Consider the following 19,458-nt stretch of genomic DNA (forward strand, 5'->3'; position numbering starts at 1 on the left):
CTCCGGCGTTAACCAAATCCACCAGCCGGTCCTGAAAAATGGCAGCACGAAAATGAATTCGTACGATCATCGGCTTCAGGGGGTTGGCTGCCTCCGAGTCCCGCGCGACACGCGCAGCGAGAGAGGCAACTCGGAGAACATTACACGGCCGGGGACGCAGAAGCAAACCTGCGTCCCCGGCCCTGTCAAGAGCGCCCCGAACCTCGACGGCTCAGACCGCGATGGCTCAGACCTCGACGACCATCGGCAGGATCATCGGCCGGCGCCGGTACGTGTCCGCCACCCACTTGCCGAGCGTGCGCCGCACCAGCTGCTGGATCTGGCGGGGCTCCAGGACGCCGTCCTGCGCGGAGCGCGACAGGGCCTCCTGGATCTTCACGATCGCCGGGGCGAACGCCTCGTCCTCGATGCCGGAGCCGCGCGCCTGGATGTTCGGGCCGCTGAGCACCTTGCCCGTGGCGGAGTCCACGACCAGGAACGCCGAAATGATGCCCTCGTCGCCGAGAATGCGACGGTCCTTGAGCGAACCCTCGCCGATCTCGCCGACCGAAAGGCCGTCCACGTAGACGTAACCGGCCTGCACCTTGCCCACGATCCGGGCGACGCCGTTGACGAGGTCGACGGCCACGCCGTCCTCGGCGATGACGACGCGGTCCTTGCGCATGCCCGTCTTCTGGGCCAGCTCGGAGACCGCGCGCAGGTGGCGCCACTCGCCGTGGACCGGCATCAGGTTGCGCGGCTTGCAGATGTTGAAGAAGTACAGCAGCTCGCCCGCGGACGCGTGCCCGGAGACGTGCACCTTCGCGTTGCCCTTGTGGACGACGTTCGCGCCCCAGCGGGTCAATCCGTTGATCACGCGGTAGACCGCGTTCTCGTTACCCGGAATCAGCGAGGACGCGAGGACGACGGTGTCGCCCTCGACGATGCGGATCTGGTGATCGCGGTTGGCCATGCGGGACAGTGCCGCCATGGGCTCGCCCTGCGAACCGGTGCAGATCAGCACCACGTCCTCGTCGGGCAGGTCGTCCAGCGTCTTCACGTCGACGACGAGACCGCCGGGCACCTTGAGGTAGCCGAGGTCGCGGGCGATGCCCATGTTGCGCACCATCGAGCGACCCACGAACGCGACCTTGCGCCCGAACTCGTGCGCCGTGTCCAGGACCTGCTGGATGCGGTGCACGTGCGAGGCGAAGCTGGCGACGATGATGCGCTTGTCGGCGCGGTCGAAGACCTGCTGGAGCACCGGGCCGATCTCGCGCTCCGGCGCGATGAAGCCCGGGACCTCGGCGTTGGTCGAGTCGACCAGCAGCAGGTCGATGCCCTCCTCGCCCAGGCGGGCGAAGGTCGGCAGGTCGGTGAGGCGGCGGTCCAGCGGGACCTGGTCCATCTTGAAGTCGCCGGTGGCGACCACAAGACCGGCCGGCGTGCGGATGGCGACCGCGAGCGCGTCCGGGATGGAGTGGTTGACCGCGATGAACTCACAGTCGAAGGAGCCGATGCGCTCGCGCTGCCCCTCCTTGACCTCCAGCGTGTACGGCCGGATCCGGTGCTCGGCCAGTTTGGCCTCGATCAGCGCCAGCGTCAGCTTGGAACCGATCAGCGGGAGGTCCGGCTTCTCACGGAGCAGGTAGGGCACCGCGCCGATGTGGTCCTCGTGACCGTGGGTCAGGACGATGCCGTCGATCTTGTCGAGGCGGTCCCGGATGGACGTGAAGTCCGGCAGGATCAGGTCGACGCCGGGCTGCTCCTCCTCGGGGAAGAGCACACCGCAGTCGACGATGAGCAGGCGCCCGCCGTACTCGAAGACGGTCATGTTGCGGCCGATCTCACCGAGGCCGCCGAGCGGGGTGATCCGCAGGGCGTTCGGCGCCAGTGGCGGCGGAGCGCCCAGATCAGGGTGCGGATGACTCAATTGTTCTCCTTTCCGCGCACACCGGTGGGAGCTTCCTGGCTCTGGCGTGCGCGGCATCGTTACTGCCGTACAGGTACTGCATCACGTCTCCAGAAGTCGGGACGTGGACGTCTGTTGTCAGAGGTGTACCCCGCCTGCGGCGAGATCCTCCCTCAGTTGTTCGATCTCCGCCTCCGTGGCCTCGACCAACGGCAGGCGCAGCGGCCCGGCCGGGAGGCCCTGGAGGTTGAGGGCGGCCTTGGTGGTGATCACACCCTGCGTACGGAACATACCGGTGAACACGGGGAGCAGGCGCTGGTGTATCTCCGTGGCCTTGGCCGCGTCGCCCGCGACGAAGGCGTCGACCATGGCGCGCAGCTCGGGTGTGACCACGTGGGCGACGACGCTGACGAAGCCGGCCGCGCCGATGGAGAGCAGCGGCAGGTTGAGCATGTCGTCGCCGGAGTACCAGGCCAGGCCGCTGCGGGAGATGCCCCAGCTCGCGGCGCCGAGGTCGCCCTTGGCGTCCTTGTTGGCGACGATCCGCGGGTGTTCGGCCAACCGGACGATGGTCTCGGTGGCGATCGGCACGCCGGAGCGGCCGGGGATGTCGTAGAGCATGACCGGCAGGCCGGTCGCGTCCGCGACGGCGGTGAAGTGCCGGTAGAGCCCCTCCTGCGGGGGCTTGTTGTAGTACGGGGTCACCACGAGCAGGCCGTGGGCGCCGACGCGCTCGGCCTGTCGGGCCAGCTCCAGCGAGTGGTGGGTGTCGTTGGTCCCGACGCCCGCGATCACGTGGGCGCGGTCGCCCACGGCCTCCACGACTGCCTGCACCAGCGCGGCCTTCTCCGCGTCGGTGGTGGTCGGCGACTCGCCGGTGGTGCCGTTGATGACGAGGCCGTCGTTCCCGGCGTCGACCAGATGGACGGCCAGCCGCTGGGCGCCGTCGAGGTCGAGGGAGCCGTCGGCGGTGAACGGGGTCACCATCGCAGTCAGCGCCCGGCCGAAGGGGGTCTCGGGGGTGGAGGTCGGAGCCATGTGTCCAACGCTACTCGTTAGTGAACGGGGCAGGCACAGTCGGTCCAGCTGAAGGACATGCAGGGACATGCGAGGAGCCCGGCGCCGCCTGCTCGGGGGTTCAAGCGGCACCGGGGCTCGTGCTTTGAGATTAGGGAACAGTGCGATATCCCGCAAATGGGACATACGGGAAAACTCACCGAACGAGCGGACGGGCTGGTCAGGGGCGGCGATCGCTACGGCGCGACTCGGCCATGGGTGTTGAAGGCCTCGTGGGTCAGCGGCATCAGCCCTGCCCAGAGCTGCTCCATCTTCTCCGCGACCATCTCGATCTCCCGCTGCGGGAAGCTCGGGACCTTGGCCCGCTCGTCCTTGGTGCGCAGCGACAGGAAGTGCATCAACGAGCGTGCGTTGCAGGTCGCGTACATCGAGGAGAAGAGACCGACCGGCAGCACCGCACGGGCCACCTCACGGGCGACGCCCGCCTCGAGCATCTCCTGGTAACGGGCGTAGGACTGACGGTAGGAGTCCTCCATCGCCTCGGTCACGGCCTTCTGCTGCTCCGGCGTGCCCTCGAAGAACTCGTACTTCCCCGGGCGGCCGCGCTGCACCAGCTTCCGTTCGGCCGAAGGGATGTAGAAGACCGGCTGCAGCTCGCGGTAGCGACCGCTCTCCTCGTTGTAGGACCAGCCCGCCCGGTGCCGGTGGAACTCGCGGAAGACGAAGATCGGCGCACTGATGAAGAAGGTCATCGAGTTGTGCTCGAACGGCGTGCCGTGCCGGTCCCGCATCAGGAAGTTGATCAGCCCACGGGAGCGCTCCGGGTCCTTCTGCAGTTCCTCCAGCGACTGCTCACCCGCCGTGGAGACCCGGGCGGCGAAGAGCACGTCGGCGTCCTCGGCGCTGCTGCGCACCAGCTCGACGGTGACGTCGTCACGGAAGCGGGGCTCGGGTGCGTCCGGGCTCGCGTCGGTCTGGTCGGTCAACGGGGGTTTCCTTTCGATCATGGGTCCAACCCTCGCGGCACTTCCGGTCGAATGACGAGAGCCTGCCGATGCTGGTACCGGCACTAACAGGCGAACCCGCCGAACAGGGTATCCGTCACGCCGCCGAACGGGGCATTCGCATGCCCGGGACATGCCACTCCTCGGTTACACTCGCCCGCCTCACATAGGTGAACGGGAAGAAACCATGAGGACATTGACGGTCCGTAAGGCCGTTGAGGACGATCTGGCACAGGTGGTTCGGGTACGCGTGGATTCATGGCGCGCGGCCTATGCGGGCCTGGTGCCGCCCGCCTACCTCGACGGCCTGGACCCCGAGGCGGCGCTCCCCCGCATGAAGGAGTACCTGGCCACGATCCCCGACCGTGACCACTTCCTGGTCGTGGAGGCCGAGCACCCGGCACAAGTCGTCGGCTTCGTGCTGGCGGGCCCGGAGCGGCCGTCCGTCGCGGTCGCAAGCGGCGTACGGGAGGGCTTGGGTGAGGTCCACGCCCTCTACGTGCACCCCGACGCCTGGTTCACCGGCGCGGGCGCACGGCTGCTGACCGCCGCGACCGAGGCACTCGCGACGGACGGCCATGCCGAACTGACGCTGTGGGTACTTGAGGAGAACCACCAGGCCCGCCGCTTCTACGAGCGGCAGGGCTGGCAGCCGGACGGAGGCCGCACCGACCTGCAGCTGGCCGGGGCGCTGCTGCAGGAGCTGCGCTACTCCCGGACCGTCGCAGGACCAGCCGCCCCGGCGGTGCCCATGGGAGTCAGCGTGCCCGTCGGGGTCACCCCGCCCGCCGGGGTCAGCGTGCCGCAGCCTCGTGCTGGAGCTTGATGGCGCGCTCCATCGCCTTGCGGGCGCGCGGCGTGTCCCGCGCGTCCGCGTAGGCCACGGCCAGCCGGAACCAGCTGCGCCAGTCCTCCGGCGCGGCCTCTGTCTCGGCCTTGCGCCGGGCGAAGACCGCATCGGCCGAGGCGCGGTCGATGCCGCCGCCCGGGGTGTGCTTGAGCTCGTCGACCGGCAGTCCGCCCTCCGACTCCAGGAGCCGGGAGAGCCGCTGGCTGTCCCGGCCGAAACGGAAGGTCTTCCAGACGAACCAGAGCGCCAGACCGACCAGCACCTCGGCCGAGATGCCCATGCCGATGCCGGCGGCCCGACCGCTCGCCATCAGCTGCCCGCCGGTCACCGCGACCACGGCCAGGCCCCCCAGCAGCGCCAGCGTGACCACGAAGTACATCACCCGAGCGACCATGAGTCCGTCACTCCCCTTCGAACAGGAACTTTTCCAACCCGAAGGTGAGTCCGGGCACATCCACCACCCGGCGCACACCGGCCAGGATGCCCGGCATGAACGAGCTGTGGTGCAGCGAGTCATGACGGATCGTCAGGGTCTCCCCCACGCCGCCGAAGAGCACCTCCTGGTGCGCCAGCAGACCGCGCAGCCGGACCGCGTGCACCGGCACGCCGTCCACGTCCGCGCCGCGCGCGCCCGGCAGGCCGTGCGTGGTCGGGTCGTCCTGGAGCGGCATCCCGGCCTCGGCACGCGCCGCGGCGATCAGCTGCGCGGTACGCGTGGCGGTGCCACTCGGCGCGTCGGCCTTGTTGGTGTGGTGGAGCTCGATGACCTCGACCGACTCGAAGAACTTGGCGGCCTGCTGCGCGAAGCGCATGGTCAGGATCGCGCCGATGGAGAAGTTCGGCGCGATCAGCACACCGGTGCCGGGCGACGCGGCCAGCCAGGTCTCCAGCTGGGCGAGCCTCTCCTCGGTCCAGCCGGTGGTGCCGACCACGGCGTGGATGCCCTGGGCGGTGCAGTACTCCAGGTTGCGCATCACCGCGTCGGGGTGGGTGAGCTCGACGACGACCTGGGCGCCCGTCTCGACCAGCGTCTCCAGCTTGTCCCCGCGACCCAGCGCGGCGACCAGCTCCAGGTCCTCGGCGGCCTCGACGGCGCGGACGGCCTCCGAGCCGATCCGGCCCTTGGCACCGATGACGGCGACCCGCAGCGGCGTGCTCATGTGCAGTGGCTCCTAGCTAGCTGTTCGGTTCAGGCCGGTCACGCTGTTCACACCGGTCACTGCATGGCCTCGGCGAGGCGCGCGGCGCGCTTCCCCGCCACCGGTCCTATCACAGCCAACGAGGGCCGGAATCCACCGAGCACCTCGGTGGCCACGGCCCGGACGTCGTCGAGCGTCACCGCGGCGACCTTGCCGAGCAGTTCGTCGACGGAGAGGTGGCTGCCGTAGCAGAGCTCCGCCTTGCCGACGCGTGACATCAGCGAGCCGGTGTCCTCCATCCCCAGCACCGTCGAGCCGGACATCTGGCCGACGGCGCGCTTGAGCTCGTCCTCGGTGATGCCGTGCTCGGCGACCTTCTCCAGCTCGTCGCGGCAGATCCCCAGGACCTCCTCGACGCGCTTGGGCTGGCAGCCGGCGTAGATGCCGAAGAGGCCGGAGTCGGCGTACGCGGAGGTGTAGGAGTAGACCGAGTAGGCCAGCCCGCGCTTCTCCCGGACCTCCTGGAAGAGCCGCGAGCTCATCCCGCCGCCGAGGGCCGCGTTGAGCACGCCCAGTGCCCAGCGCCGGTCGTCGGTACGGGCGAGCGCGGGCATGCCCAGCACCAGGTGCGCCTGCTCGGTCGGACGGTCGAGGATCTCGACCTTGCCCGCGGTCCGGAGCGCACGCGTCCCGCCGCGCGGCGCGGCCGGTGCGGTCTCCTCCCGGCCCAGCGCGTCCGCGCTCTCGAACGCGCGGCGGACCTGGCGGACCACCTTGGCGTGGTCGACGTTCCCGGCCGCGGCGACGACGAGGTTCTCGGGCTTGTAGCGGCGGCGGTAGAAGCCGTAGACCTGGTCGCGGGTCAGCGCGTTGATCGTGTCGACGGTGCCGAGGACGGGCCGCCCGAGCGGGGACTCGCCGTACACCACCCTGGCGAACAGGTCGTGGACCACGTCGCCCGGGTCGTCCTCAGTCATCGCGATCTCTTCGAGCACGACGTCGCGCTCGGTGTCGATGTCCTCCTGCCGCACGAGCGAGGAGGTCAGCATGTCGCTGACGACGTCGACGGCCAACGGCAGGTCGCGGTCGAGCACCCGCGCGTAGTAGCAGGTGTACTCCTTGGCGGTGAACGCGTTCATCTCACCGCCGACCGCGTCCAGCGCGGAGGAGATGTCCAGCGCGGAGCGGGTCTTGGTGCCCTTGAAGAGCAGGTGCTCCAGGTAGTGCGTCGCGCCGTTGAGCACGGGGGTCTCGTCGCGGGAGCCGACGCCGACCCAGATGCCGAAGGCGGCCGAGCGCACGGTCGGCAGCGTCTCGGTGACCACCCGCAGCCCGCCGGGCAGGACCGTTCGTCGCACGGTTCCAGCACCGTCGATGCCCTTGAGCAGGGTCTTGGTCGTCCCGGGACGCTGGTCCTGAGCGGTGGTCTGCGGCACTGAACTTCCTTCGGGATGTTGCAACTACCGCAGGGGCGCGGGTCGAACAGAGCCTCGCGCCCCTGGGGTAAGTGCATGGTTGCGGCCCGACCCCACCGTGACGGTGGAGCCGGGCCGCAAAGTGCAAGCTACTGCTTACTACTCGGCGTCGGTGGCGGCGTCAGCCGCCTCCTCGCCCTCGACGACCGGGATCAGCGAGAGCTTGCCACGCGGGTCGATCTCCGCGATCTCGACCTGGACCTTGGTGCCGACCGGCAGCACGTCCTCGACGTTCTCCACGCGCTTGCCGCCGGCAAGCTTGCGGATCTGCGAGATGTGCAGCAGGCCGTCCTTGCCGGGCATCAGGGAGACGAACGCACCAAAGGTCGTGGTCTTCACCACGGTGCCCAGGTAGCGCTCGCCGACCTCCGGCATGGTCGGGTTGGCGATCTGGTTGATCGTGGTCCGCGCCGCCTCGGCCGCCGGGCCGTCGGACGCACCGATGTAGATGGTGCCGTCGTCCTCGATGGTGATCTCGGCGCCGGTGTCCTCCTGGATCTGGTTGATCATCTTGCCCTTGGGGCCGATGACCTCACCGATCTTGTCCACCGGGATCTTGATCGTGATGATGCGCGGCGCGTTCGGGGACATCTCGTCCGGAACGTCGATCGCCTCGTTCATCACGTCGAGGATGTGCAGACGCGCGTCGTGGGCCTGCTTCAGCGCGGCGGCCAGGACCGAGGCGGGGATGCCGTCGAGCTTGGTGTCGAGCTGGAGCGCGGTGACGAAGTTCTTCGTACCGGCGACCTTGAAGTCCATGTCGCCGAACGCGTCCTCGGCGCCGAGGATGTCGGTCAGCGCGACGTAGTGCGTCTCGCCGTCGATCTCCTGGGAGATCAGACCCATGGCGACACCGGCGACGGCGGCCTTCAGCGGCACACCGGCGTTCAGCAGCGACATGGTCGAGGCGCAGACCGAGCCCATCGAGGTCGAGCCGTTGGAGCCCAGCGCCTCGGAGACCTGGCGGATCGCGTAGGGGAACTCCTCGCGCGTCGGCAGGACGGGGAGCAGCGCACGCTCGGCCAGCGCGCCGTGGCCGATCTCGCGGCGCTTCGGCGAGCCCACGCGGCCCGTCTCACCGACGGAGTACGGCGGGAAGTTGTAGTTGTGCATGTAGCGCTTGCGCGTCTCCGGCGCCAGCGTGTCGAGCTGCTGCTCCATGCGGAGCATGTTCAGCGTGGTGACACCCAGGATCTGGGTCTCGCCGCGCTCGAACAGCGCCGAGCCGTGGACGCGCGGGACGACCTCGACCTCGGCGGCCAGGGTGCGGATGTCCGTGATGCCACGGCCGTCGATGCGGACCTTCTCCTTGACGATGCGCTGGCGGACCAGCTTCTTCGTCAGCGCGCGGTACGCGGCGGAGATCTCCTTCTCGCGGCCCTCGAACTCCGGCAGCAGCTTCTCGGCGGCCAGGTCCTTGACGCGGTCCAGCTCGGCCTCGCGGGCCTGCTTGCCGGGGATGGTCAGGGCCTGGGCCAGCTCGTCCTTGACCGCGGCGGTCAGCGCCGCCAGGACGTCGTCCTGGTAGTCGAGGAAGACCGGGAACTCGGCGGTCGGCTTGGCCGAGTGCGCGGCCAGCTCGGCCTGCGCCCGGCACAGCTCCTTGATGAACGGCTTGGACGCCTCGAGGCCGGCGGCCACGACGTCCTCGGTCGGCGCGGTGGCGCCGCCCTTGACCAGCTCGATGGTCTTGGCGGTGGCCTCGGCCTCGACCATCATGATCGCGACGTCGCCGTCCGGCAGCGCGCGGCCGGCCACGACCATGTCGAAGACGGCCTCCTCGAGCTCCGAGTGCGTCGGGAAGGCGACCCACTGGCCGCGGATCAGCGCGACGCGGACGCCGCCGATCGGGCCGGAGAAGGGCAGGCCCGCCAGCTGCGTGGAGGCGGAGGCGGCGTTGATGGCGACCACGTCGTAGAGGTGGTCGGGGTTGAGCGCCATGACCGTGACGACGACCTGGATCTCGTTGCGCAGGCCCTTGACGAAGGACGGGCGCAGCGGGCGGTCGATCAGACGGCAGGTGAGGATGGCGTCCTCGGAGGGACGGCCCTCGCGACGGAAGAAGCTGCCGGGGATGCGCCCGGCGGCGTACATCCGCTCCTCGACGTCGACCGTCAGCGGGAAGAAGTCGAAGTGCTCCTTCGGCTGCTTCGACGCACTGGTCGCGGAGAGGACCATGGTGTCGTCGTCGAGATAGGCGACCGCAGAGCCGGCGGCCTGCTTGGCAAGGCGGCCGGTCTCGAAGCGGATGGTGCGGGTGCCGAAGCTGCCGTTGTCGATAACGGCAACGGCCTCGTGCATGGTGTTGTCTTCCACCCGGAAGATCTCCTTCTTTGGTCCTCTAGGTGGAGCGCCCCCGCGCTTGTCCTGAGTCTCGCAGCCTGGACCTGGCCGGTCTTCGATCGAAGCTGCCGGGCGGAACACGCATCGTGCGTCTGCTCGTCCGGCGGCCACTACCGAGGACCGGCGCCCGGCGGGCGCTGGCTCGGATTGCGTGTGGACGCTCCGCGTCCGTGCCCGGCCGCCGTGTGCGGACGGACACCCTTCCCTTCACACCTTACGCACGGACTCTTTCCCACGCGTGCGTAAGGCCCAACCACGCGGTGTGGCGTGGCCCCACATGTGCCGAAGGGCGGCTCCCAGTGGGAGCCGCCCCAGAGCGAGGTGACTAGCGAGCGGCGCCCGCGGCACCGCGGCGGATGCCGAGGCGGTCCACCAGGGTACGGAAGCGCTCGATGTCGGTCTTGGCCAGGTACTGCAGCAGGCGACGGCGCTGACCGACCAGCAGCAGCAGACCACGACGCGAGTGGTGGTCGTGCTTGTGGAACTTGAGGTGCTCGGTCAGGTCCGAGATGCGGCGGGAGAGCAGCGCGATCTGCACCTCGGGGGAGCCGGTGTCGCCCTCCTTGGCGCCGTACTCGGCGATGATCTGCTTCTTGACGTTCTGGTCGAGGGCCACGCCCACTCCTTAGGTGTTCGGTTGCCGAGCGTCCCTGGTCTGCTTCACAGGTTCTGATGTACTCGGCGGGTGGGACGGTCCACAGAGGAGTCCCGGCGGACCAGCCTACCAGTCAGCCGGTGAGGCCCCTGACCGTCGAGTAGATGTCCAGGACGGCCAGCGCCAGCGGGATCAGCGCGGCCAGCGTCAGGCCGTCGATCACGTCGAGCAGTCGACCCCAGAACGGCGAGACGCCCTTCTCCGGGACGACCAGCGCGATCGCGACCAGGATCGCGGCGCCGGCGCCGATGCCCGCGGCCATGATCAGGGTACGGATGTCTATCGCCGACGAGTTGCGCATGTTCATGTAGAGGAACAGCGGCATGTGCAGCGCGATGCCCACGACCAGCAGCGCGAGGCTGCCGAGACCGGACGCGAGCAGGCACATCACCTGCGAGGTGTGGCGGAAGAGCCGGGCGCGCATCATCGTCGAGACGCCGAGGGCGAGCGCCAGCAGCTCCGGCCAGGTGCTGTCGGTGAAGGCCAGCACGACGCAGCTGCCGAGCACGACGGCGGCGCAGCCGCCGACCATGCCGACCAGCAGCTCGTGACCACGGCGCGCCTGCATGGCGATCCGCTTGAGGTCGACCGGCTCGGGCTCCTCGTTGTTGCGCGCGCTGGAACCGCTCTGGGTCGGCGCGTGGAAGCCGACGGGCAGCCGGGCGAAGCGCGAGGAGAGCGACGGCAGGAAGCCCATCAGCCCGACGGCGACGACCGCGGACCCGGCCGCGACCTCGGTCGCCGAGGCGTTGGTGAGCACACCCGCGAAGGTCGACAGCGTGCCGACGGCGGAGACCAGCGCGGCGGCGACGAAGACCGCGTCACCGGCCGGCATCAGTGCGGCCAGCAGCACCGAGGCGAGCAGCACCACGATGCAGCCGACCAGGAACTGGATCCGCCCGGGCCCCTGGAGCTGACCGGGCGAGACGATGCCCGTACCGGCGAGCAGCGCCAGCGGCAGCGAGGCCAGGCCGAGCGCGAGCGCGGAGCCGCGGTCGTCGTAGACGCGCGCCCGCACGCCGGAGAGCGCGACCAGGACGATGGCGCTGACGCCGGCGATCAGGCCGGGCAGGCTGTGCATGTCGTGCGTCAGGTCCGAGAACCAGAGCGCGAAGCCGAGCAGCGCGAGCACGATCACGCCACCGATCAGGCCCGCCATGCGCATGAGGTTGGGACCCCACTGGCTGCGGTCCTCCGCGACGCTGGACGCGATGGCGTCGGCGACGTCGTCGTAGACGGCGGGGGCGAGCGACTCCGCGAACGGGCGGAGGCTCAACAGCTCTCCGTCGCGCACCTGCTGGGCTTGTAGCGGCAGGCTGCTGTCGAGGACGCTCCCGTCCCGCCGTACCAGGTGGAACCCGGTGGGCGCACCGTCCGCCTGGGTCTGTCCGGAGAGCCGGAGCACCTCCGGGTAGATGTCTGCGAGCGGAACGTCCTCTGGCAGCGCGACATCGATGCGGCTGTCCGGTGCGACGACAGTGACCCTGCAGAATCCGGTCGTGGCGCTGGTGCTCACGTGGTGGCCTCCCCCTAACCGTGGCTGACAGCGGTTCACCTTATACGGACACGGACATGACGTACGCCCGAGGGTTCCCGGGAAGCGGTACTCAGATGTGAACCTTTTGTACAGATCGCAAGTTGCCCAATCCAGGGGGCGCGCGGAACTGCGCGAGAAGCCACCCACGCAGGTGGAGCACCGAACGCGCAGGGCCATCCGCTCATCTGTGGCTTCTCGCGCAGTTCCCCGCACCCCTTGGGGAGTTGCAACTCCCGCATCGCCCAAGCCTGCTGTTCAATCTCCCTTCGCCGCCTGCAGGAACGCCTCCGCCGCAGGCGGGAGCGCGCCGGGGCGGCGGAGGAGCGCCAGCGTCCTGCGGACCGGTGGGGTGAGCGCGCGGACGACCGCGCCGTCCGGCGCGAGCCCGGGAGGGGCGATCACGGCGAGGCCGCCGGAGGCGATCAGCGGGCCGACGGCCTCGCGGTACGCGGACTCCACCGCGATGGTGGGCGTGACGCCCGCCTCCGCGAAGAGCCCGTCGGTCATCTCCCGCCAAGCCGTGCCCGGCGCGCCCACCGCCAGTGGGAGGCCCGCGAGTTCGGCCAGGGTCAGCGGACCCTCGCCGGAGGCGCACGCCGTTCCCGGCGGGAGGATCGCGGTCATCTCGACCTCCCGGAGCGGCTCGACGACGAGCCCCTGGCTCTCCGCCACCGGCACGTACGACAGGCCCAACTGCGCGTCGCCCTCGCGCAGGTCGCGGGCGAGGAACGGCGGGCGGCGCGGTTCGACGAGGCGGACCGTGACCGCCGGATGGCGTCTGCGGAAGCGTGCCGTGAGCTCGCCCGCCGCGTCGACCGCCGCGGGCTGGACGACTAGGTCGACCCGGCCAGCGACCAGGCCCACCACCGAGGCGACCGCCTCCCGCGCCGCGACGAGGTCCAGGGCCACCCTCCGAGCGGGCGCGACCAGCGCCTCGCCCGCCGAGGTGAGCACCACGCCGCGCCCCGCGCGCTGGAACAGCTTCGCGCCCAGCTCGCGTTCCAGCGCGCGAATCGCCTGGGAGAGGGACGGCTGCGCCAGGTGCAGTGCGTCAGCCGCGCGGGTGAAGCCGCCGTGTTCGACGACCGCGAGGAAGTAGTCGAGTTGCCGTGCGTCCATGCCCCCACCCTGTCAGGCAGACCCTGCCGCGCCCCGCAGGCACGACCCATAGGACTGTCCTATGGGTCCGGTGCGCAACGCGTATTGGACGCCTTGGTGTCCTCCCGGTGTTACTGGTGCGATGACGACCGACCCGCGCGCCCCGAAGGGCGCCTCCGAGGCCACCCGCGCGGCGCATTCCGCCCTCGCCGCGCGACTGCCGCTCGACGACCGCGCCGACTTCGACCGCGCCGAACGCGGCCTGCTGGCACGGACCGAGGACGACGCGATACTGAACGCCTTCGGGCACCCGAGCTGGGACTTCGCCGCCAACCGCGCGCTCGCCGCGACGCCTGCGGCGCCGGACACGGTCAACCCCTCGCTGTGGCGGCAGGCCCGGCTCAACGCGGCGCACGGGCTCTACGAGGTGACCGAGGGCATCTACCAGGTGCGCGGCTACGACCTGGCGAACATCACCTTCGTGCGCGGCGAGGCCGGCTGGATCGTGATCGACCCGCTGACCGCCGCCGAGACCTCCGCCGCCGCACTGGCCGCGGTGACCGCGCACTTCGGCGAGCGGCCGGTCACCGCCGTCGTCTACACGCACTGCCATGTCGACCACTTCGCCGGTATCCGCGGCGTGGTGACCGACGAGGACGTGGTGTCCGGCAGGGTCCGCGTCATCGGGCCGGAGGGCTTCCTGCAGCACGCCGTCAGCGAGAACGTGATCGCGGGGACCGCGATGAGCCGCCGCGCGCTGTACATGTACGGGATGCTGCTGCCCAAGGGCGCGCACGGGCACGTCGACACCGGTCTCGGCCGGGCCGTCGCGGGCGGAACCTGGGGGCTGGTGCCGCCGACCGAGACGGTGTCCGAGACCGGCACTGAGCTGGTGGTCGACGGCGTCCGGATGGTCTTCCAGGTGACGCCGGGCACGGAGGCGCCGGCCGAGATGAACTTCCTCTTCCCCGACCACCGCGCGCTCTGCCTCGCCGAGAACTGCTCGGCGGTGCTGCACAACCTCTACACACCGCGCGGCGCGGAAGTGCGGGACGCGCTCGCCTGGTCCGGGTACATCGACGACGCGCTGCGCGACTACGCGCCCGCCGCCGACGTCGTCTTCGCCTCGCATCACTGGCCGCGCTGGGGCACCGCGGACGTCACCGCCTACCTGACCAAGCAGCGCGACGCGTACCGCTACCTGCACGACCAGAGCATGCGACTGGCCAACCAGGGCCTGGTCGCGACCGAGATCGCCGAGCAGTTGCAGCTGCCGCCGGGGCTCGCTGACGAGTTCTTCCTGCGGGACTACTACGGCACCGTCAACCACAACGCCAAGGCCGTCTACCAGAAGTACCTGGGCTGGTTCGACGCCAACCCGGCGCACCTGCACCCGCTTCCGCCCGTGGCGGCAGCGCGGAAGTACGTGGCGTACATGGGCGGCGCGGACGCGGTCCTGGCCCGGGCGCGGGAGGACTTCGCGAAGGGCGAGTACCGGTGGGTCGCCGAGGCGGTCAACCACGTGGTCTTCGCCGACCCGGAGAACCAGGAGGCGCGGCTGCTGCAGGCCGACACCCTGGAACAGCTGGGCTACCAGGCCGAGTCGGGGCCGTGGCGCGACTTCTATCTGACCGGTGCGCTCGAACTCCGGCAGGGCACACCGGAGTTGCCGGGTCTGCGCAGCCCGGTGCAGCCGGACGTGCTGCGCGGGATGCCGGGTTCGATGCTGCTGGACTACCTGGCTGTCCGACTGGACGGCCCGCGTGCGGCCGGACGGGAGCTCCGGCTGGAGCTGCGCTTCGCCGACGCGGGGACCGCGCACCTGGTCGAGCTCTCCCACGGCACGCTGCACCACCGGGTCTGCGCGCCGGGCACGGTGACGGAACCGGAGGCCGTCGTGTCCCTCACCCGGGCCGCGCTCGCCGGGCTCGCGGACGACGCCGCCACGCTTCCGGAACTGTTGAGTGATCGAACGATCGAGGTGATCGACGGGCGATCGGATGTCCTTTCGGAGCTGCTGGAACTGCTCGTGACGTTCGATCTGTTCTTCCCCGTGATCGAGCGGTGAGCGTGGACCGATAGGATCGCCGCCTGCGGACAGCGGTGCCAGGGGGCGCAAGCGCCTGCCGGTCACCGGGGGACTAGGGGCCGATCGGCCCGAGGGACAAGGCTGGTGCCGAGTTGAGTGTGGTGACCGTCAAGCGACCGCCAAGGGCTTACCCCCCGGCGGTTCCGACCGAGGACGTGAGGTTGGAGTCTCCTCCGGAGCTCCCTCGCGACGACGGTCAGGCCTGGTGGCAGTCGTTGCTGCCGATGCTGGCGACGGCCGGTTCAGCGGCCTTCTTCTTCATGCCCGGCGCCCAGACCATGATGAAGGTCATGGGCGGTCTGATGGTCGCCTCCACGGTGGCCATGGCGATCGCGCAGCTGAACCAGCAGCGGCGCGGTGGCGGCGGCAGTATCGACGACGAGCGCAGCGACTACCTCAAGTACCTGTCGCAGGTGCGCAAGCAGGTCCGCCGTACGGCGACGCTGCAGCGTGACTCGCAGCTCTTCCTGCACCCGCAGCCGGACCAGCTCTGGTCGGTCGTCGCCGACGGCCGACGGCTCTGGGAGCGCCGTCCCAGCGACGCCGACTTCGCGCAGGTGCGCGTCGGCCGGGGGCCGCAGCAGTTGCAGACCCGGCTGGTGCCACCGCAGACCGCGCCCGTCGACGAGCTGGAGCCGCTCACCGCCGAGGCGATGAAGACGTTCCTGTCGTCGCACAGCACGCTGCCCGACCTGCCGCTGGCGGTCTCGCTGCGTGCCTTCTACCACCTGAGCGTCTCCGGTGACCCGGACGGTGTCTACGGGACGCTGCGGTCGATACTGGCGCAGCTGACCACGCTGCACTCCCCCGACGACCTGGTCGTCGGCGTCGCCGCCGCGCCCGGTGCGCTGCCCGACTGGGAGTGGGCCAAGTGGCTGCCGCACTCCCAGCACCCTCGGGAGACCGACGGTGCGGGCTCGCTGCGGATGCTCTGCACCTCGCTGGACGAGCTGGAGGAGCTGCTCGGCGACGAGCTCTCCGGCCGTGCCCGGTTCCACCGCGACGCGGCGCCGGTCCCGGACCAGAAGCACATCGTGGTGGTCCTGGACGGCGCGTCCGTCGGCGCCGACTCGGTGCTGGCGGGCGGCGACGGCCTCCAGGGCGTCACCGTGATCGAGGTGGTCCCCGGCGACCTGGACGAGCCGCGCGGTGCGCTGTCCATCACGGTCACCTCCGACCAGATGCAGCTCCGCTCCGCCTCCGGCGCGGTCTACACCGGCGCGCCGGACGTGCTGTCGGCCTGGCAGGCGGAGGCGCTGGCCCGCCAGCTCGCCCCGCTGCGCCTCTCGGCGGGCGGCGACGACGAGCCGCTGCTGGCCAACCTGGACTTCACCGACCTGATGGGCGTCGGCGACGCCGCCTCGGTCGACACCGACCGCACCTGGCGCCCGCGCCCGGTGGGCGAGCGGCTGCGCGTCCCGATCGGTCTGGGTGCGGGCGGCGAGCCCGTGGTCCTGGACCTCAAGGAGGCCGCGCTCGAGGGCATGGGCCCGCACGGCCTCTGCGTCGGCGCCACCGGTTCGGGCAAGTCGGAGCTGCTGCGCACCCTGGTGCTCGGTCTCGCGCTGACGCACTCGTCGGAGACGCTGAACTTCGTCCTCGCCGACTTCAAGGGTGGTGCGACCTTCGCCGGCATGGCGGACATGCCGCACACCTCCGCGATCATCACCAACCTGGCCGAGGAACTCACCCTGGTCGACCGCATGCGCGACTCGATCACCGGTGAGCTGAACCGCCGTCAGGAACTGCTGCGCGCGGCGGGCAACTTCGCCAACATCCACGACTACGAGCGGGCCCGCGCCGCCGGCGCCCCGCTGGAGCCGCTGCCCTCGCTGCTGCTGATCATCGACGAGTTCAGCGAGCTGCTCACGGCCAAGCCGGACTTCATCGAGATGTTCATCCAGATCGGCCGTATCGGTCGATCGCTGGGTGTGCACCTGCTGCTGGCCTCGCAGCGTCTGGAGGAGGGCAAGCTGCGCGGTCTGGACACCTACCTGTCCTACCGCATCGGTCTGCGTACCTTCTCGGCCGCCGAGTCGCGCGCCGCGCTTGGCGTGCCGGACGCGTACCACCTGCCGCCGGTCCCCGGTGTCGGCTACCTCAAGTTCGGCACCGACGTGATGGCGCAGTTCAAGGCCGCCTACGTCTCCGGCCCCTACCGGGCGAGCGGCGCGCAGACGTCCTCCGGCCGGGTGCGCCGGGCGCTGCCGGTGCTGTTCACCGGGTCGCCGGTGGCGGTGCCGCTGCAGCCGATGGACGAGGAGCCGATTGTCGCTCCCGTGGCGAAGCAGGACGACGCACTGGTGGACACGGTCCTCGACGTGATCGTGGACCGCCTGGAGGGCCAGGGTCCGCCCGCCCACCAGGTGTGGCTGCCGCCGCTCAACGAGGCGCCCTCGGCCGACCAGCTCTTCGGCCAGCTGGCCGTCACCGCGGACCGCGGCCTGACCGCGCCCGAGTACACCGCGCAGGGCCGCCTGGTGGTCCCGGTCGGCCTGGTGGACAAGCCGTTCGAGCAGCGCCGCGACCTGATGTACGTGGACTTCTCCGGCGCGGCCGGTCACGGTCTGGTCGTCGGTGGTCCGCTGTCGGGCAAGTCGACGATCATGCGCACGATGATGACCTCGTTCGCGATCAGCCACACGGCCGCCGAGGTGCAGTTCTACTGCCTCGACTTCGGTGGTGGCGGCATGATCAGCATGCAGGGCATGCCGCACGTCGGCGGCGTCGCCGGGCGTCTGGACGCCGACAAGGTACGCCGCATGATCTCCGAGGTCTCCGGGGTGCTGAACCGGCGCGAGGAGCTGTTCCGCGCCCAGCAGATCGACTCCGTCGCGACCTTCCGCTCCCGCCGCAAGCAGGGGATGCTGCCGGACGAGCCGTACGGCGACGTCTTCCTGATCATCGACGGCTGGCTCAGCTTCCGCCAGGAGTTCGAGGCGCTGGAGCCGCTCGTCGCGGACATCGTCCAGCGCGGTCTGGCCTACGGCATCCACGTGCTGATCACGGCCAACCGCTACGGCGAGGTCCGGCCGGCGCTCAAGGACCTGCTGCAGACGCGTATCGAGCTCAAGCTCGGTGACCCGATGGAGTCCGAGATCGACCGCAAGGTCGCGCAGAACGTGCCCGCCGGTTCGCCCGGCCGCGGTCTCACCTCGGACAAGCTGCACTTCCTGTCCGGTCTGCCGCGACTGGACGGCTCCAGCGGCATCGAGGACCTGTCCGACGGTGTGGCCGCGTCGGTCCGCGCGATCTCGGACAACTGGCAGGGGCCGCGCGCTCCGCAGGTCCGGATGCTGCCCGACCTGCTGCCCGCCGAGCAGCTGCCGAAGGCCTACGAGACGCCGGAGCTCGGCATCGCCATCGGTGTCGACGAGAACGCGCTGGCGCCGGTGTACCTCAACTTCGACACCGACCCGCACTTCATCATCTTCGGTGACGGCGAGACCGGTAAGACGGCGCTGCTGCGCCTGCTGCTCAAGGGCATCACCGAGCGGTACACCCCCGAGCAGGCGCTGATCGTGGTCGGCGACTACCGCCGCTCGCTGCTGGGTGTGGTCAACACGCCGCACCTGCTGGAGTACGCCGCCGCGCAGCCCGCGCTGCAGGCCTTCCTCGGCGACGTGCGGGGCTCGATGGAGCGCCGCATCCCGGGCAAGGACGTCACCCAGGAGCAGCTGCGCGACCGCAGCTGGTGGAGCGGGCCGGAGCTGTTCCTGGTCGTCGACGACTACGACCTGGTCGCCACCTCCACCGGCAACCCGCTCCAGCAGCTGCTGGAGGTGCTGCCGTTCGCCAAGGACGTCGGTCTGCACATCATCATCGCCCGCCGCTCCGGCGGTGCCGGACGCGCCCTGTTCGAGCCGATGATGCAGCGGCTCAAGGAGCTGGGCGCGCAGGGCATCGTGCTGTCCGGCGACCGCGACGAGGGCGTGCTGCTGGGCAACGTCCGGCCGCAGATCCTGCCGCCGGGCCGAGGTGTGCTGGTCACGCGTCGCCGCGGCTCGTTCACCGTCCAGACGGGATGGTCGCAGCCGAGCTGACCGGACGGAAAGCCGGGCAGGCGACCGGGCAGCAGAGCGGCGACCTGGGCGGATAACACGATCGTTATCCGGACGGTTTCCCTCCCGGACCGCTCGATCCGTAGCAGCCGAAAGGGCCGCTGAGTGATTCGTCACTCAGCGGCCCTTTTGTCGTCGGGCGATGAGCGAATCTCGATCACATGATCATTAACCCATGTGATCATTGATGAAAAGGCCGTTACATGGATATACATTCGATCGGAAGGCCATGGAAGGTATGCGTCATTTCAGACATTCCACTGAGTGGACATCAGATCAGTTGTGCTAGCGGAGTCCGG

The 19,458-nt window shown here is 70.1% G+C and carries 13 protein-coding genes; 3 read left to right on the forward strand and 10 right to left on the reverse strand.

All coding sequences use genetic code 11. The annotated features are described in order from the left end of the window. Positions 1-226: 226 nt before the first annotated feature. The 3 genes from ABH928_RS33765 to thyX form a co-directional block, all read right to left on the reverse strand. On the reverse strand, positions 227-1,912 hold the full coding sequence (locus tag ABH928_RS33765; RefSeq protein ID WP_370072530.1) for a ribonuclease J: 1,686 nt from the start codon (positions 1,910-1,912) through the stop codon (positions 227-229). 117 nt (positions 1,913-2,029) lie between these two features. Then, complete coding sequence (gene dapA / locus ABH928_RS33770; protein WP_370072531.1) at positions 2,030-2,929, reverse strand: 4-hydroxy-tetrahydrodipicolinate synthase; 900 nt, start codon at positions 2,927-2,929, stop codon at positions 2,030-2,032. Positions 2,930-3,144: 215 nt separating this feature from the next. After that, positions 3,145-3,915 carry an FAD-dependent thymidylate synthase gene (thyX, locus tag ABH928_RS33775; protein WP_370072532.1) on the reverse strand — a complete coding sequence of 257 codons (771 nt, stop codon included), beginning with the start codon at positions 3,913-3,915 and terminating at the stop codon, positions 3,145-3,147. Positions 3,916-4,162: 247 nt separating this feature from the next. Here thyX and ABH928_RS33780 point away from each other — a divergent pair, with 247 nt between their 5' ends. Further along, positions 4,163-4,738, forward strand: coding sequence for an N-acetyltransferase family protein (locus ABH928_RS33780; RefSeq protein ID WP_370072533.1), 576 nt, complete (start codon positions 4,163-4,165; stop codon positions 4,736-4,738). Here the strand turns inward: ABH928_RS33780 and ABH928_RS33785 are convergent. The 7 genes from ABH928_RS33785 to ABH928_RS33815 form a co-directional block, all read right to left on the reverse strand. Beyond that, a complete protein-coding gene (locus ABH928_RS33785; protein WP_370072534.1) occupies positions 4,707-5,156 on the reverse strand; it encodes a hypothetical protein in 450 nt (149 codons plus the stop codon). The two genes, ABH928_RS33780 and ABH928_RS33785, sit on opposite strands and share 32 nt — an antisense overlap. A gap of 7 nt (positions 5,157-5,163) precedes the next feature. Further along, positions 5,164-5,922, reverse strand: a complete 759-nt coding sequence (dapB, locus tag ABH928_RS33790) for a 4-hydroxy-tetrahydrodipicolinate reductase (protein WP_370072535.1) — start codon at positions 5,920-5,922, stop codon at positions 5,164-5,166. Between the two features lie 56 nt (positions 5,923-5,978). Next, positions 5,979-7,337, reverse strand: coding sequence for a M16 family metallopeptidase (locus ABH928_RS33795; RefSeq protein ID WP_370072536.1), 1,359 nt, complete (start codon positions 7,335-7,337; stop codon positions 5,979-5,981). Between the two features lie 138 nt (positions 7,338-7,475). After that, positions 7,476-9,677, reverse strand: a complete 2,202-nt coding sequence (locus tag ABH928_RS33800; protein WP_370072564.1) for a polyribonucleotide nucleotidyltransferase — start codon at positions 9,675-9,677, stop codon at positions 7,476-7,478. Positions 9,678-10,044: 367 nt separating this feature from the next. Further along, entirely contained in the window at positions 10,045-10,335 is a 291-nt protein-coding gene (gene rpsO / locus ABH928_RS33805) for a 30S ribosomal protein S15 (protein WP_370072537.1), read from the reverse strand. A 112-nt stretch (positions 10,336-10,447) separates the two neighbouring features. Continuing rightward, positions 10,448-11,890, reverse strand: a complete 1,443-nt coding sequence (gene eccD, locus ABH928_RS33810; protein WP_370072538.1) for a type VII secretion integral membrane protein EccD — start codon at positions 11,888-11,890, stop codon at positions 10,448-10,450. Positions 11,891-12,166: 276 nt separating this feature from the next. Next, a complete protein-coding gene (locus ABH928_RS33815) occupies positions 12,167-13,030 on the reverse strand; it encodes a LysR substrate-binding domain-containing protein (protein ID WP_370072539.1) in 864 nt (287 codons plus the stop codon). 121 nt (positions 13,031-13,151) lie between these two features. Between ABH928_RS33815 and ABH928_RS33820 the strand changes: the two genes are divergently transcribed. Both ABH928_RS33820 and eccCa read left to right on the forward strand, forming a co-directional pair. Further along, entirely contained in the window at positions 13,152-15,077 is a 1,926-nt protein-coding gene (locus ABH928_RS33820; RefSeq protein WP_370072540.1) for an alkyl/aryl-sulfatase, read from the forward strand. A gap of 113 nt (positions 15,078-15,190) precedes the next feature. Beyond that, complete coding sequence (gene eccCa / locus ABH928_RS33825; protein WP_370072541.1) at positions 15,191-19,141, forward strand: type VII secretion protein EccCa; 3,951 nt, start codon at positions 15,191-15,193, stop codon at positions 19,139-19,141. Positions 19,142-19,458: the final 317 nt, after the last annotated feature.

It is taken from the genome of Streptacidiphilus sp. MAP5-3 (assembly GCF_041262505.1).
Lineage (GTDB): Bacteria > Actinomycetota > Actinomycetes > Streptomycetales > Streptomycetaceae > Streptacidiphilus.

What these genes read in the sequence shown, in the direction of transcription:
- dapA (WP_370072531.1), bottom strand. Translation starts at nt 2,929, where the DNA reads ATGGCTCCGACCTCCACCCCCGAGACCCCCTTCGGCCGGGCGCTGACT.
- thyX (WP_370072532.1), bottom strand. Translation starts at nt 3,915, where the DNA reads ATGATCGAAAGGAAACCCCCGTTGACCGACCAGACCGACGCGAGCCCG.
- ABH928_RS33785 (WP_370072534.1), bottom strand. Translation starts at nt 5,156, where the DNA reads ATGGTCGCTCGGGTGATGTACTTCGTGGTCACGCTGGCGCTGCTGGGG.
- dapB (WP_370072535.1), bottom strand. Translation starts at nt 5,922, where the DNA reads ATGAGCACGCCGCTGCGGGTCGCCGTCATCGGTGCCAAGGGCCGGATC.
- ABH928_RS33800 (WP_370072564.1), bottom strand. Translation starts at nt 9,677, where the DNA reads ATGCACGAGGCCGTTGCCGTTATCGACAACGGCAGCTTCGGCACCCGC.
- ABH928_RS33815 (WP_370072539.1), bottom strand. Translation starts at nt 13,030, where the DNA reads ATGGACGCACGGCAACTCGACTACTTCCTCGCGGTCGTCGAACACGGC.
- ABH928_RS33820 (WP_370072540.1), top strand. Translation starts at nt 13,152, where the DNA reads ATGACGACCGACCCGCGCGCCCCGAAGGGCGCCTCCGAGGCCACCCGC.